Origin of the sequence: Anaerobacillus alkaliphilus (assembly GCF_004116265.1) — a bacterium.
Taxonomy (GTDB): Bacteria; Bacillota; Bacilli; order Bacillales; family Anaerobacillaceae; genus Anaerobacillus; species Anaerobacillus alkaliphilus.
In genome coordinates this window covers 531,623-546,351 of the sequence record NZ_QOUX01000001.1, presented here as the reverse complement: position 1 = coordinate 546,351, position 14,729 = coordinate 531,623, and the positions used below count along the sequence as shown (strand labels likewise).

Here is a 14,729-nt window from a genome sequence, read left to right as displayed (position 1 = left end):
CCCTTACCAATAAAAAAACCGGGTGAAATCCCACCCGATCTTCCTCCATCAATCAACTACTTCAACTCACGATCTAAAAACGCATAGAAGTCTACCCACTCATCAATAAGTTTCGATGTTGGCTTACCAAGCCCATGGCCCGCTTTAGCTTCCAAGCGAAGAACGACTGTTGACTCTTTATCCGCCAACTCTAACAACGTAGCAGCGAACTTTTTCGCATGAGCCGGCACAACACGATCGTCGCTTTCTGCCGTAGCGATCAAGACAGGTGGATACTTCTCACCTTCAACAATATTGTGCAACGGAGAGTATGCGTACATAAACGGGAAATCTCCAGCTTTTTCTGCATTCCCATACTCTGGGATCCAATAACGGCCCACAGTAAACTTGTGGTAACGCAGCATATCAATGACCGGAACACGACAAATTACCGCTCCAAATAAGTCAGGACGTTGCACCATGCAAGCTGCTACTAACAGCCCGCCGTTTGATCCTCCCATGATCGAGAGTTTGCTAGCCTTTGTAAACTGATTAGCAATTAACCACTCACCTGCAGCAATAAAGTCATCAAACACATTTTGTTTATTTTCTAGCATTCCTGCCTTGTGCCACTCTTCCCCGTATTCTGAACCACCACGGAGATTTGCTACTGCGTATACGCAACCTTTTTCTAGCCAACGAAGGATTGCTGGGTTAAACGATGGTGTCAAACTGATGTTGAAGCCGCCGTAACCGTATAGGATCACAGGATTTTCACCATTTAACTCGATATCCTTTTGATGAGTGAGAAACATTGGTACAACCGTACCATCTTTAGAGTGGTAGAATACTTGTTCAGTTACGTAACCAGATGTATCAATCTCTAACTCTGTTTCCGCAAACACTACCAATTTGTCACTCATAAGATCATAGTGATAAACGACAGTAGGACTTAGAAATGATGTCATCCCAAAGTAGATTTCTGTTCCATTTGCTTTCCCTGTCATTTCCGTTAACGACCCAATAACGTCTAGTGGAATTTCTTTTTTATAAACCCCATCTTCCTGAAAAATATGGACTTGATGGTGAGCATCCTGTTTTTTTACCACGATAAAATGCCCACTCACATACTTAACTCTTTCAATTACCTCTTCTTGTTGGGCAATGATCTCTTTCCAGTTGTCTCGGTCTGGATTTTCCAAATCAATGGCGATCACCCGTCCCCGAGGGGCATCTAAGTCCGTCTGAAAATAAAACAAACTTCCTTTATTCGTAATATACGTGTACTCAGCGTCTTGTTCATCTAACAATCGAACAAAAGGTTCAGTAGACCCGATTTCCTTCACATAAAAGCGGTTTTCCGTTGCCGTACCAAACCAGACATGGAGACCAATGTAGGTTTCATCATCTGTAACAAATGGGGAAAACGCTAACTCCTTGTCTTCCGGTTGTTCATGAATAAGAATGTCTCCAGCTTGCAACGTACCTAATTTGTGAAAATAAACCTTATTGAAATTACTCTGATCCTCTGCTGCGACTGATCCTTGCTCTGGAAAACGACTATAAAAGAAACCGGAACTGTCAGGAAGCCACGCAACATTCGTAAACTTCACGTGCTGAATATGGTCAGACAAGTCTTCCCCAGTTGCAATCTCGCGCACGCGAATTTCTTGCCAATCACTTCCATGGTTCGAAGTTGCATACGCAAGATACTTAGCATTTCCGCTAATCGAAAAATTTGTCATCGCAACTGTACCATCGTCACTAAGTGTATTCGGATCAAGTACTACTGACTCGGTATCTGCGTTTTTTTTATATAGTGTTGCTTGATTTTGTAGTCCATTATTTTTTTGATAAAAGAGGGTTTCTTCAACCTTCTGAGTTACGAAATACTTTGGATAATTCCACAGTTTCGTTAATCTCTCACGGTCTTCTTCCTGTGTAGTAGCCTGAGAAAAATACGCCTCACACTTCTTCCCCATCTCCTTCCCCCACTCAATGGTGTCGGTAGAATTTACATCCTCTAACCATCTGTAGGGATCATCAACCATTGTGCCGTGAAAATCTTCAACAATCGTATCTTTTTTTACTTGCATCTTTATCACCCCTATACGAGTATTCTCTAACCTATTTCGCTGCCCGAAACAAAAATACCTTTTTAAAATTAAAATCATTGAAAAAATCTGCTTCTGTCGGTAAAGTTATAACAAAGATACGAATAGGGGTTGATCTCTAATGAAAGTTACTTGCCTACAAATAGATATACAGTTTGGAAATCCAAACGAGAACAAGAAACATGTTCAAGAGGAAATTACCAAAGCCATGGCAAATTCTCCTGATGTCATTGTCCTACCTGAATTATGGACGACAGCTTATGACTTACCTAGACTAGATGAAATTGCGGATCAGCAAGGTTCTGACTCTCAACAGTTTCTAAGTCAGCTTGCCAAAGAACATCAGGTCAATATTGTCGGAGGCTCGATTGCAAAAAAAACAGCAGACGGTGTAACGAACACGATGTACGTCTTTAACCGTAATGGGGAGCTCGTCGGCGAATATAGTAAAGCACATCTTTTCCAGCTCATGGATGAGCATCTCTTCTTACAATCTGGAAATACGAAAGGTCACTTTACCATTGATGGTGCTCCTTGCGCTGGTCTAATCTGTTACGACATCCGCTTTCCAGAGTGGGTTCGCGCCCATACAACAGAAGGAGCGGAAATCGTTTTTGTTGTTGCCCAGTGGCCGCTAGCCCGCCTTGACCATTGGCGAACGTTATTACGTAGCCGCGCGATCGAAAACCAATGCTACATCGTTGCTTGCAATCGGTCTGGCCATGATCCAAACAATGAATTTGCTGGACACTCTCTCATGATCGACCCATGGGGCGAAGTACTAGCAGAGGCTGACAAAGAGCCTACACAGCTATCAGCTACGATTGATTTAAGCAAAGTCCAACAGGTTCGTAAGCAGATTCCCATTTTCGCAGATAGACGAACCGATTTATATTAACGCAAAAAGGATAGGTGCGCACTCACCTATCCTTTTAATAGTAGGGATTATCTCAACACTTGCTTATAAAACAAATCTAAACTTTCTCGGTTAGTTGCTTGAATATCAAATGAAATAATCGCTTCATCTCGGTATTGATAAGCATTTAGGCGGTATGAGTCTCCGATCGTCATTACTGTGGCCAGATCCTCGTTCAACTCTAATTTCTCACTATTTCTTGGAATTGGGATGCCATCTATTACTTCGTTTCCGTTTACTACATCGGTAAGCCAATGATGATTTTGCGAAGCAATGACTTGCTCTCCCCCTGCACTCTCAAAGAATTCAAAATAGTGCAACCCTTCATTTATAAAAATGGCAAAACTATGCATTTTTTCCCAGGTAAGCGGAGCTTCAAGTGGCATAATCTCAAAGTTTGCTAGCTCTCTTGCTTCTTCTAAAGAATACACTGTATTTCTTGTCGTCAGAAAATCATAGTAACTCATGCCTTCTAGGCCATCAAAGACTGTCTGACTATTCGAGTAATCCATAGTCGTAACATATTTAAGATTAATGCCGTTCCAGACAGACGAAGCAGAGCCAAAATTTAATGTCATTGGGATGGCGATCGCCAGCGCCATTATAGCAACAGCCACCTGCCATTTAGGCGAAGAACGGAACGATCGTTTTGCCTTTGGTTCATGTAACTGACTATAAACGTTATTTTTAAATTTTTTCATATCGACTTTATGATGATAAGAATGTGACGCTTCTCTTAATTCCTTCTCCATACTTTGCATCCTCCTCTAATTTCATTCGTAAGTATTCCCTGCCTCTTGATAATCTCGATTTTACCGTTCCCTGACTTACACCAATCACCTTAGCTGTTTCTTCCACTGAGAGATTATCAAAATAATATAAGATCATCACCGTACTAAACCGTTCTGGTAAGGTCATTACTGCATCGTGCAACTCCTCTAACGATTGCTTTTGAATAAATGTATCTTCAGAACTTTTCACTTTTTGCTCTGGTAGTAAGGAGGTAATATATTCTCTCCATGACTTGCGATAAGCTGCCTTACATTCATTGATGACGATCCTTGCTAACCAAGGGTATGCATGTTGATTTTTTAGCTGACTCATCGAATGATAAGCTTTGATAAAAGCATCTTGGACTCTATCCTCTGCGGTTGACCAATCCTGTGTGTACGAATACGCTAGTCGAACAAGCGCTTGAGTATGTGTATTCATCCAATTTTCTAAGACTTCTACGTTTGCCAATTTCCTTCACCTCCTTGTTTTTCACCCTTAAGATGCAAATTCGATCGTTCTGGTTCCATTTTTTATAAAATATTTTCCCTGCATTGATTCAATACTTGTCGCCATTACTCCTCTATGTATGAAAAATCCATATTTTGTACACAATGAAAGAAAAAAGGAGCATTAACAAAATGAAGCATATCAGTGTTTTACTCATTAAGTTTATCGCAAGCGCTATTATCCTATGGATTAGTTTAGGAGTATTTTTTGAAGCTACCTTGGCCCAAATCCTTTCTTTCGCTTTACTAATTACGGTTGCGTCATATCTAATCGGTGATCGAGTTCTTCTACCACGACTTGGAAATCGAAATGCAGTTGTTGTTGATTTTTTCCTAGTCTATTTAATCGTTTGGATATTTGGAGGAATTTTCTTCCACAACTATTTACAGGTTGCATGGGGTAGTATTATTTCAGCCACACTTATTGCAGGCTCTGAAGTATTTGTCCATTCCTATATTTTAAAAAATGTATCACCGCCCGTTCGCGAAAGACAGCAAAATTTTAGCGGAAATTTCGCATTTGAGTTTGCCGAAGATGAAGATCCAAAACGCGGGAAAAATGAATAAACGTATGTACATAAAAAGGACTTAGAAATAGTCCTTTTTTCGTTTGTTTAAAACAGGCTTAACCCCTTGGAACATAGTCCCATTCCTCCTAATAAAATAAACCAACTAGTCTAGATTTTTTATAATTAAAAATTTATGGGAGTGCTACTATGGGGGCTATTAACGGAAGTCAATTCATTAATCGAATAGATCAGCTAGACACTGAGATTTGGTTTGATGGGGTAAAAGTTGAAGGAAAGAAATCTGAACATCCAGCGTTTAAAGGACTTCTTCAAACGAAGGCTTCACTTTATGACTTACAACATAAACCTGACCTTAAAGATGAACTGACCTTCTTATCTCCAAAAACAAACGAACCTATCGGAATGTCTTACCTACAGCCAAAAACGAAAGAAGAGTTACTAAAACGACGGAGCATGTTTGAGCACTGGGCAAGGTATTCAGGTGGTATGATGGGAAGATCTCCTGATTATTTGAACACTGTACTAATGAGTTTTGCTTCTTCCTCTCCTCTTTTAAAAGGCATGAAAAACTCCTTTCCAGAAAACATTCAGTCAGTTTACGAATCAGCAAGAGAAAAAGATCTCTCATTTACCCATACATTTATTACTCCACAGGTTAACCGCTCAGAGGCTTATTATGATCTATCTAAAGAGCCAATCTCTGCAAAAGTGGTTGATCGAACAAAAGAGGGACTAATTATTAAAGGAGCTAGACTATTAGCTACTCAAGGTGGCTTAACGGATGAGGTATTAGTCTTTAGTTCGCCTCGATTATTTATGGACGAAGACGAAGCCTTTGCATTTGCCATCCCTTCAGATACGAAAGGGTTAAAATTTATTTGTCGTGATACCTTTGTTGGCGGGGAATCTCGTTTTAATCATCCACTAAGTTCGCGTTTTGAAGAAATGGACTCTATCATTGTCTTTGATAATGTTTTAGTTCCTTGGGATCGTGTGTTTTTCTACGATAGCCTTGAGGCATCTAGTAAGTTCTTAATTCAAAGCTCTTTTCACCATTTTGCTACACACCAAGTGATCACGAGACAAATTGTCAAAACCGAATTTATTTTAGGTTTAGCAGAGCTTCTCATTGAAACGATCAATGTTAGTGAGTACCAACATATCCAGGAAAAGCTCTCTGAAATTATCATTGGCCTTGAGACCATGAAGGCATTATTACAAAAAGCAGAGAATGATGCAGTAGCAGACGAAGGCGGAATTATGCGACCTAGTATTATCCCACTTCAGGTTGCTAGTAACATCTTTCCTAAAATCTATCCTCGCTTCACAGAAATTATCCAATTAATCGGAGCAAGCGGACTGGTATCCATACCAACCGAAAAAGCTTTCCAATCAGATATTAAAGAAGATCTTAATAAATACCTGCAAGGAGCAAGGAAGCCTGCTGAAGACCGCATCAAAATCTTCCGTTTAGCCTGGGACCTCACGATGAGTTCGTTCGGAACGCGACAAACGCAATACGAGAGGTACTTTTTTGGTGATCCGGTACGTATTTCAAGTCTTTTGTCACAAACATATCCGAAAGATGAACATGTGAAGATGATCAACAAATTTCTTGATATAGAGTAATAATAGTAAGCATTACTGCACATCAGTAATGCTTACATCATTTATAAGTACTCGATCCAGCGTCCTGCCATTGTGATCCAATTAGCTACCTCTGGCTGCACCGATTTTTCGTTATCCTTCGCTTTTGTTTCGCCTGTTCCTAGAGACAAGCCGTGTACGCCTCTCGGGTAAATATGTAACTCCAAGGGTACTTTATTTTTCAAAAGTGAATTTGCAAATAAGAGACTATTTTCAACCGGAACTGCCGTATCCTCTACTGTATGCCAGAGGAATGTTGGCGGAGTATTTTTTGTTATTTGATTTTCTAAAGATAACTGGCTTAGGAGGTCTTCACCATAGGCTTTATCTCCTAATAAAGATTGAAAACTACCCTGATTTGCGTGTTCTCCCGAAGTAATCACAGGATAACAAAGGATCATTCCATTAGGACGAATTTGTTCACTTGGTAATCCTAGTTTTTCCGTTAGAAACTCTTGGTTCCAAAACACTCCAAGGCTCGCCGCTAAATGCCCTCCTGCTGAAAAACCCATGACAAATACTTTAGTTGTATCAATGTTCCAATCCTCGGCTTTTTCACGAATTAAGCCTATTACTTTTGCTAACTGGCACAGGGCAGTTGGAAATACAGCCGGCTTCACACTATACCTTAACACACAAGCATGAAACCCCATGGCATTTAACTTAATGGCGATGGGCTCTGCCTCGCGATCCGATGTGTGACGATATCCCCCGCCCGGGCAAATAACGACCATAGGTCTTTTGCGCTCAGCATCTATACTTGGAGAGTTGTCTAAAATATAGGTAACTAGACTTGCAGTTTCTTGTTCGAAAGTAATATCTATTTTTTCATAGATCATCTGTTTCACTCTCCTCTACTGTTTTATTACCCATATATTAACATATAATTCCATGAAGAATGTAACTATGTTGGGATCTGGTAAATATAGGTTCAAACAGCTCTTACTAGCGCCCTATTCTGTAAGTTACTAGTGTCTCTACAATTCCATTAGTAAATATCTATCAACCAATGAAAAAAGCCTCCGGAAAGAGGCCTCATTACTCTAATTCTATTTGAAAAATATCCTTCAATAATCGATTGGAAATAGCTAGTGCCTCTACTCTATTCGAAGCAGGTGCAGAAATCATGCGACCATTCTCTCCATTCCACTCTGAGTTACCATTACCACTTTGTTCATTCTTGGCAATGGTTAACTCAGTAAAATCTTCATTAACATAGATGATCCCGTATGAGTAAATTTGCCCTAACCCATCGTCAGTATGCTCCAGGTATTGGATGATACCACCAACCCAAACTTTTCCGAATACAACTTCAATCGTATCTTCATAAGCTAACCCTGAAGGAATTATTTCATCATTGATTTGAAGAGTCCCGCGAAAGATTTTCTCTCCAAACAAGCTTTTTGTTAGCTTACCTTTGAGATAGATTGTAACCTTCTCCTCGTTATCAGACCCTAACTGAAACTCCACTCCATTATAGACTTTCTCGATCTTTTTCGGTAATGAATACCACACATGTGCAGCTACTACTAACAGTATAATTGCGACTATAAATTTTCTGATCACTTTATAGTGTCCCTCCACAATGGTTACAGAAACGAGCACCGCTTACGTTTATTTGATCGCATTTCTTACAACGTTGTGCCAACTTTTCCCCACATCCATTACAAAAATTTGCGTTAGTAGGATTATCGTGATCGCAAATCCGGCACGTAATACTACTATTTGTGCCCCCTGATTGAATTGCATTCGCTACTTCCTTCACCCCAGATTTTGTCTCCTTGGCTAAATAGTTAAACGTATCTTTAACGACGGGAGCATATTCTCGACTCTGGTATTTTGCCACTGTTCCTCCATAACCTAAGTTAGACAACACAACTCCAATGAACAAGAACGGCATTGCCAAGAAGAATAGCCAAAATAACGTAGGTTCTTCAAAAGGTCCCAACGTAAAAAAATCTATAAAAGCGACAAGCATACATCCTGCTCCAACTAAAATAAGCAAAGGTCCAAACAATCGAAACGTCCCTCTTGCCTTAACATGCTTTTCTGATACAAACTTATTGTTGTCCATGGGGAACACCCTCTCACATTTTCATCTATTTATAATTACGTTTTTTTACTAGTATTGGTTTCAGTATTATGAAGAATATGTTTCAGAAAAAACTCTTTCGTATCTGCGTGAGTGAGTATCTCTAGAACATTATCTTTCTCAAAGAATTTTATATCATTTATCTCATTATCAATGGGACTTAGCTTGTTCGTATCACCTAAATACTCAACAAGGAACATCGTTGTTTCCTGTTTCTCAAGCCCGATTTTCAATGCAATATCATTAGGAAAATCAAAACTAATTTTCTCGTTAAATTCCTTAACAACTTTAAAATTGCTAGAACCTGTTTCTTCTTTTAGTTCTCTTAATAGTGAAGCTTGGAAACTAGTATCGCTTTCCATTACACCACCTTTAATAAAATCCCACTCACCTTTAATCGTTTCTTTTCCTAGTTTTGAATTAATCTTTGTTTTATTTACGATTAGAAAGCTATTTCCTTGAAAAACTATTGCCCCAACGGCTTTACGAATCATTTTAAGCATCCTCCCTGTTCTACAATTAGTTCTCCAATAATAATGTAAATTCCTTTATTACAAAATAAAAGCGTACCAACCATATGTAAAGGCGGTACGCTTTCTATTAACGCTTTTTACTGCTAGCCGTAAGCTTCTTCCATTTTGCTTTTTCCGCTAGCTGCGCGCGGATATCATCTTTTCTAGCAAGGTAAGCAAGCTCCTTTTGTAGCTTAACGTAGCTATCAAATCTCCCTTGAGTTAAGGTTCCATCCTTAATTGCTTGTTTCACCGCACAACCTGGCTCTGTTCCGTGTGTACAATCTCTAAAGCGGCACTGTTCTTCAAGCTCATGAATGTCATGAAAAACCTGTTCAGTTGCGTCATCTGCTTCCCACAATTGTAGCTCTCGCATCCCGGGGGTATCAATAATTAACCCTCCATTAGGGAGAAGAACTAATTCTCGATGAGTTGTTGTGTGCTTTCCTCGATCATCACCTTCACGAACTTCCTGGACAAGCTGCTTTTCCTTGCCTATTAAATAGTTGGTAAGCGTCGACTTCCCCGCACCAGATGAGCCTAGTAAAGCTACAGTCTGACCTGGTGTTAAATAATTTAGTAGGGGCTCAAGCCCTTCACCGTTATGAGCACTTACAATGAAGGTTGGAACTCCAAAGGCCACCGACTCAACTTCTGCAAGCTTTTCCTCCACATCCTCACATAAATCTGCTTTTGATAAGATAATGACAGGTGTTGCACCACTTTCCCATGCCATCAGCAAATATCTTTCAATCCTACGAAGATTAAAATCATTGTTTAAGGCATTCACTAAAAAGACAGTATTCACATTCGCCGCGACGATCTGTTCTTCAGTCGTTTCCCCAGCTAATTTCCTTGAGAACTTACTAAACCTTGGCAGCACCGCATGAATAGTCGCCTTGCCTTCCTCAGGTCTTGCTGAAATAACTACCCAATCCCCTACCGAAGGAAAGCTTTCTCTTCCAAGTGCTTGAAAACGGAATTTCCCTGAAACCTCTCCTAAGAGCTCGCCTGCTTCAGTAAAAATACGGTAAATCCTTTTGTGTTCTAAAGCTATTCTTCCAACTGTCAATCCTTCGCTTTTATATTCATTAAACTGCTTTTCTAATTCCTCAGTCCAACCTAATTGTGTTAAATTCAATGTGTGTTCCTCCTAATTTTTAGATAAATAAAAGGGCCTATGCATAGATAGGCCCCTTTTGTCGTCATTAAAAAACCATGGCCTGTGAACACAGCCCATGGTGAATGTACGTATCTAAAAATTAAGAACGTCAAACTAGAAAGTTTCACAAGTGGGCTGTGTTTTATATACAATTAATCGTCTGTTAGTTGTCATTGATTTCATAAAACATCCCTCGCTTTCTAATAAGATGAGCATATCATAACATATTCTGGTAAGATTGACAAGATTAACCCAAAAATTTTTTTGAACACAAGAGCTGTCTCTCTCAGGTGGACTTTTCACAAAAAACGTCCATTTATGGTGCCAGGCACCTAAGGGGAAGAACCTAAGGAGCTTTTACTTTCTCGCTTTGTGTACTTTTAGCAGCTTCCCTTTTACAGTAGTGGTTTTCATTTCTTTTATGACATTTGGCCCTTTGCCGTTAAGTATATCCACATACGTGACGTTATCTTGAATTTCAATAATCCCAATATCGTCTGCCGTAACTCCTGGAAGATTCGAAAGTGTTCCAACAAAATCAACTGCTCGCAATTTCTTTTTCTTCCCACCGTTAAAATAAAGCTTCATGATATCTTTATTAAGTTGCTCACTTTTGTCTTTTTTTATCGTTGGACGCGCTTTTAATTTCGCCTGAAAAGCGTTTTTTCCTTTTGTAACTTCTTCCTTTGTAGGTGGAGCTACTTTCGTTATGCTAAATCCGATATATTCTTCAATTTCTGCCAACAATCTGCCTTCTCTTTCAGTAACAAAAGAAATGGCTTTTCCTGATTTCCCTGCGCGTCCCGTTCTCCCTGTACGGTGAACATAACTTTCCTTTTCCATAGGAAGATCATAATTTATGACATGGGATATGCTTTCAATATCAATTCCACGTGCGGCAACATCGGTCGCTACTAAATAAATAAATTTACCTCGTTTAAAATCATTCATTACTGCAAAACGATCATCTTGGTACATGCCTCCGTGAAGCTTGTCGCAAGGGTAGTCATACTCATTTAACTGCTCAATCAGCTGTTCCACTTGCTCCTGTGTGCGGCAAAAAATAATACAGCTATCAGGATTTTCAACTGTTGTAACATCCCTTAAAAGCTCGAACTTGTCAGCTTCCTTGACTTTCATCACAACATGGTCAATTTTTTCAGTGACAATGCCTGTCGCATGTATTTCAATTTTTTCAGGTTTTCGCATGTACTTTTTACTTAGAGCTTCTACATCTTCCGGTAAGGTCGCAGAAAACAGCATTGTGACACGTGTCATTGGTGTTCTTTTAATAATCGCCTCTACTTGCTCAATAAAGCCCATGTTTAGCATTTCATCTGCTTCGTCAATCACAAGATAGCTGATTTTGTCTAACGTCAACGTTCCCTTTTTAATATGATCGAGTACGCGACCTGGTGTTCCAACAACAACATGAGACTTTTGCTTCAACTCTAATTTTTGTTTATCAAATGGCGATTTACCATACACAGCCGTTGCTTTCACTCGTTTAAAGCGGCCGATATTGGTTACGTCATTCTTAATTTGAACAGCAAGCTCCCTCGTTGGTGACAGAATTAATGCTTGTGGCTTATTTTCTTCCCAATCCACTAATTCGCAAATTGGTATGGCAAATGAAGCTGTTTTTCCACTGCCCGTTTGCGATTTGACGACAAGGTCTTTCTTTTGAAGCGCTAATGGAATTACTTTCTCTTGAACTTCTGTTGGTTTTCGGTATTGAAGCTCCGAGAGCGCTCTCTTTATGTTCTCACTTAATTTATAACTTTGAAATGTCATCGTTTACCCTCATTTTATACATAGTTTTTTCGTTCGTTTATTAACAATCATTAACAGTACTTGCTTATAATAAAATTTTTCTCATTAGGACATCATATTATTCGAGGGCAGCAAATCAACTGCTCTCCTGAACCCAGTCCCATCGCTTTAGGTGATGTTTATATACAAGATGAGGTGATTCGTTTGCACAGCGACCAGAAATTTCAGATTTGTTCTTAACAAAAATGGAATGAGGTGTTTCTGTGGTAAACAATAATCGTTACGGCCCCAGATTGTAAGTAATAAGGAAAAGTGGGTAACAATGAAGAGATGGTCACACACGTGGCCATCTCTTTGCCTCTTAACGGTTCGGCTTAAACCCTTCTTCGAGTAGATATTGCTTAGCTTCATTGTAAGATGGAAAGGTCCCATCTAACAGTGAACCTGCATACACATTCCACATGTCATCTTCAAGAACTAAGGTAAGCGTGTGACCTTCTTTTTTGCTTACCCATATCTCTTCTTCAAACACTTCTTCTTCATCTAATACTGTATCTAATTGAAGTGACTCAATTGAACGATCTATGAGAGATCTGAGCTCTTCTTCTGAGAAGTTGCGGATATTTACCATCCCTTTAGGATCTTTCTTAGGGACTTTCAGCTTGCCAGCATAAACGAAACCATTTCCATTTGGATGAAGATGATAAACAACCACCTTTTTATCGCTTTGGCTTTCTTCAAAATGAAAGTTCACTCGCCCCATTGAAACATTATAGCGAGTTAATTCAGGGTAAGACTCAATAATTGAAAGTTTTTCTTCAAAAGTTAACATATTGCCTCCAAATAACGTAATTTGATTATTATACCATTAATATACATCCTAGAGGACAAACAAATACACACATAAAAAATGAGCTAAACTACCAAACAAGATGAACACATGAAAAATCTCGTGAAAGCCCATGTATTTGAAGCTTAAAAATTTTGGTTTCAAACCATAAATGACTCCACCAATTGTATAGAAAATACCTCCCAAAACCAATAACCCCAACCCTAGCGCTGTTAAACTTTCAGCTAATGGTGAAAAAACAAAAATGGCTACCCAGCCCATCGCAATATAAATTCCCGTTGATAACCATCTCGGACAATTAAACCAGACCATCTTAAAAACAATCCCAGTCACTGCCAAAAAGCTTAATATCCCAAATAACAACCATCCTGTAAAACCATTTAAACTAATCAGACAAAACGGCGTGTACGACCCCGCGATTAAAATAAAAATCATCGAATGATCAACTTTACGTAAAAACGCAATGACCTTATCCTTTGCAATCACCATGTGATACGTTGCCGATGCTGAATATAATAATGTCATGCTAATCCCAAAAATGATAACAGCAGCAATGTCTATAGCGGTCCCTGAAGTCATTGATGCCTTTATAATTAATGCAAGTAACCCCACAAATGAAAGCACTGCTCCTGCTAGATGAGTAAAACCGTTCATTGGCTCACGGATATAATTATACAATTCAAAACTCCCCTTTAACTATGTTATGTAGTTTCTATAACTACTTATAATAATATAGATAACCCATCATCTAGTCAACATTTACTTTAATTGTTTTTTTTCGTATAATTAAAGAAAAAAGAGGTATCAATATGGACGATAAAATTAAGCAGTTAGGTTTAGATAAAATCATCCCCCTAGACGACATGCCAAATATTGATTTGTATATGGACCAGGTCATTCAATTGTTCGAAAATACATATGGAGAGACAAAACGGTCAGAAGATGAAAAAATTTTAACGAAAACAATGATTAACAATTACGCAAAGGGAAAAGTATTTTTTCCAATCCAAAATAAAAAGTACTCCAAGGAGCACCTGATTTTGCTTAGTCTTATCTATCAATTGAAAGGAGCTCTATCAATCAATGACATCAAATTGACACTCGAAGGCTTAAATAGCCAATCCAAAGACATGAGCATTGAAGACTTTTACACTTCTTACCTTCAGCTTTTCGAAGCAAGTATTGAAAGGTTCTATGAGGATTTTGCCCAAAAAACAGCAGATGTAAAACAAGTAGCGAATCATAAAGATAGTGATTACTTGGAGAAAGCCTTGTTAATCACGACATTAGTGAGCACCAGTAATTTTTATCGAAGAGCAGCTGAAAAATTAATTGATGAACTTGGAGAGTCATAGGAGATGTTGAATTGAAGCGACTTGCAATTATCCTTTTTATTCTTATCATTGGATCGATTATCATTAGTTCATTCTTTTTCATTGGAAAAGATACTGTAAAAGAAGAAACAAAGTTATTTATTCGAGAAATTATCTTGCTTAACGAGTCCCAATTACTTACTAGTGAGGAAAATGAGGAAATCAAACTGTTTTTTGAAAGTCTTGAAGCCTTAAACCTCCCTCACCCAATCATAGAAGGCATTGAAATTCCCTACTATGATGTATTTACACCGCCTACCGAGAACGAAGAATTTCTTCAGTACATTTCGGTAAAATATGATCAGGTCACTGCTACTGTTTCCGATACAGATATTCACTTTGAATATATCTTGTACAACGAAGTAAGCAAAAATCCAGAAGAAATCTATTTTGGCAAACTTACCCTTCGTTCTTCTGATACTGATGTCAATCTAGTGGCAGTTCATTTAATGGAGCGGCAAAAATAAAAGAACTCCCTTCTCTGTCAAAAGAGTCGGGAGT

General features: G+C 38.8%; 16 protein-coding genes. 5 read left to right on the top strand and 11 right to left on the bottom strand.

The window, feature by feature from the left end; all coding sequences use genetic code 11:
- Positions 1 to 56 precede the first annotated feature (56 nt).
- Positions 57 to 2,075, bottom strand: a complete 2,019-nt coding sequence (locus DS745_RS02900; protein WP_129076695.1) for a prolyl oligopeptidase family serine peptidase — start codon at positions 2,073 to 2,075, stop codon at positions 57 to 59.
- Between the two features lie 139 nt (positions 2,076 to 2,214).
- On the opposite strand from DS745_RS02900, the gene DS745_RS02895 reads away from it, so the two are divergent.
- On the top strand, positions 2,215 to 2,991 hold the full coding sequence (locus DS745_RS02895; RefSeq protein ID WP_129076694.1) for a carbon-nitrogen family hydrolase: 777 nt from the start codon (positions 2,215 to 2,217) through the stop codon (positions 2,989 to 2,991).
- A gap of 47 nt (positions 2,992 to 3,038) precedes the next feature.
- On the opposite strand, the gene DS745_RS02890 is transcribed toward DS745_RS02895, so the two are convergent.
- A complete protein-coding gene (locus DS745_RS02890; protein ID WP_129076693.1) occupies positions 3,039 to 3,761 on the bottom strand; it encodes a hypothetical protein in 723 nt (240 codons plus the stop codon).
- Entirely contained in the window at positions 3,718 to 4,251 is a 534-nt protein-coding gene (locus DS745_RS02885) for an RNA polymerase sigma factor (RefSeq protein WP_129076692.1), read from the bottom strand. The genes DS745_RS02890 and DS745_RS02885 overlap by 44 nt, the downstream gene beginning before the upstream one ends.
- Positions 4,252 to 4,421: 170 nt before the next feature.
- Here DS745_RS02885 and DS745_RS02880 point away from each other — a divergent pair, with 170 nt between their 5' ends.
- Positions 4,422 to 4,856, top strand: coding sequence for a YndM family protein (locus tag DS745_RS02880; RefSeq protein ID WP_129076691.1), 435 nt, complete (start codon positions 4,422 to 4,424; stop codon positions 4,854 to 4,856).
- Positions 4,857 to 5,005: 149 nt separating this feature from the next.
- Positions 5,006 to 6,448, top strand: coding sequence for a 4-hydroxyphenylacetate 3-monooxygenase, oxygenase component (hpaB, locus tag DS745_RS02875; RefSeq protein WP_129076690.1), 1,443 nt, complete (start codon positions 5,006 to 5,008; stop codon positions 6,446 to 6,448).
- A gap of 41 nt (positions 6,449 to 6,489) precedes the next feature.
- On the opposite strand, the gene DS745_RS02870 is transcribed toward hpaB, so the two are convergent.
- From DS745_RS02870 to trhA, 8 genes are all read right to left on the bottom strand, one after another.
- Complete coding sequence (locus tag DS745_RS02870; protein WP_129076689.1) at positions 6,490 to 7,305, bottom strand: alpha/beta hydrolase; 816 nt, start codon at positions 7,303 to 7,305, stop codon at positions 6,490 to 6,492.
- 199 nt (positions 7,306 to 7,504) lie between these two features.
- Complete coding sequence (locus DS745_RS02865) at positions 7,505 to 8,032, bottom strand: hypothetical protein (protein WP_129076688.1); 528 nt, start codon at positions 8,030 to 8,032, stop codon at positions 7,505 to 7,507.
- Position 8,033: 1 nt separating this feature from the next.
- Positions 8,034 to 8,540 (bottom strand): zinc ribbon domain-containing protein, encoded by a 507-nt coding sequence (locus tag DS745_RS02860; protein WP_129076687.1) that lies wholly within the window; start codon positions 8,538 to 8,540, stop codon positions 8,034 to 8,036.
- A gap of 35 nt (positions 8,541 to 8,575) precedes the next feature.
- Positions 8,576 to 9,052, bottom strand: a complete 477-nt coding sequence (locus DS745_RS02855; protein ID WP_129076686.1) for an NUDIX domain-containing protein — start codon at positions 9,050 to 9,052, stop codon at positions 8,576 to 8,578.
- A gap of 106 nt (positions 9,053 to 9,158) precedes the next feature.
- Positions 9,159 to 10,211, bottom strand: a complete 1,053-nt coding sequence (gene rsgA / locus DS745_RS02850) for a ribosome small subunit-dependent GTPase A (protein WP_129076685.1) — start codon at positions 10,209 to 10,211, stop codon at positions 9,159 to 9,161.
- A gap of 378 nt (positions 10,212 to 10,589) precedes the next feature.
- Positions 10,590 to 12,026, bottom strand: coding sequence for a DEAD/DEAH box helicase (locus DS745_RS02845; RefSeq protein ID WP_129076684.1), 1,437 nt, complete (start codon positions 12,024 to 12,026; stop codon positions 10,590 to 10,592).
- Between the two features lie 340 nt (positions 12,027 to 12,366).
- The gene (locus DS745_RS02840; RefSeq protein WP_129076683.1) at positions 12,367 to 12,837 is read right to left on the bottom strand and encodes a hypothetical protein; all 471 of its coding nucleotides are present in this window, start codon (positions 12,835 to 12,837) and stop codon (positions 12,367 to 12,369) included.
- Between the two features lie 48 nt (positions 12,838 to 12,885).
- Positions 12,886 to 13,533: a PAQR family membrane homeostasis protein TrhA gene (trhA, locus tag DS745_RS02835; protein ID WP_129076682.1), complete on the bottom strand. Its 648-nt coding sequence runs from the start codon at positions 13,531 to 13,533 to the stop codon at positions 12,886 to 12,888.
- Positions 13,534 to 13,664: 131 nt separating this feature from the next.
- On the opposite strand from trhA, the gene DS745_RS02830 reads away from it, so the two are divergent.
- Both DS745_RS02830 and DS745_RS02825 read left to right on the top strand, forming a co-directional pair.
- Complete coding sequence (locus DS745_RS02830; RefSeq protein ID WP_129076681.1) at positions 13,665 to 14,210, top strand: DUF1836 domain-containing protein; 546 nt, start codon at positions 13,665 to 13,667, stop codon at positions 14,208 to 14,210.
- Between the two features lie 11 nt (positions 14,211 to 14,221).
- A complete protein-coding gene (locus DS745_RS02825; protein WP_129076680.1) occupies positions 14,222 to 14,695 on the top strand; it encodes a hypothetical protein in 474 nt (157 codons plus the stop codon).
- The last annotated feature ends 34 nt before the right edge of the window (positions 14,696 to 14,729 follow it).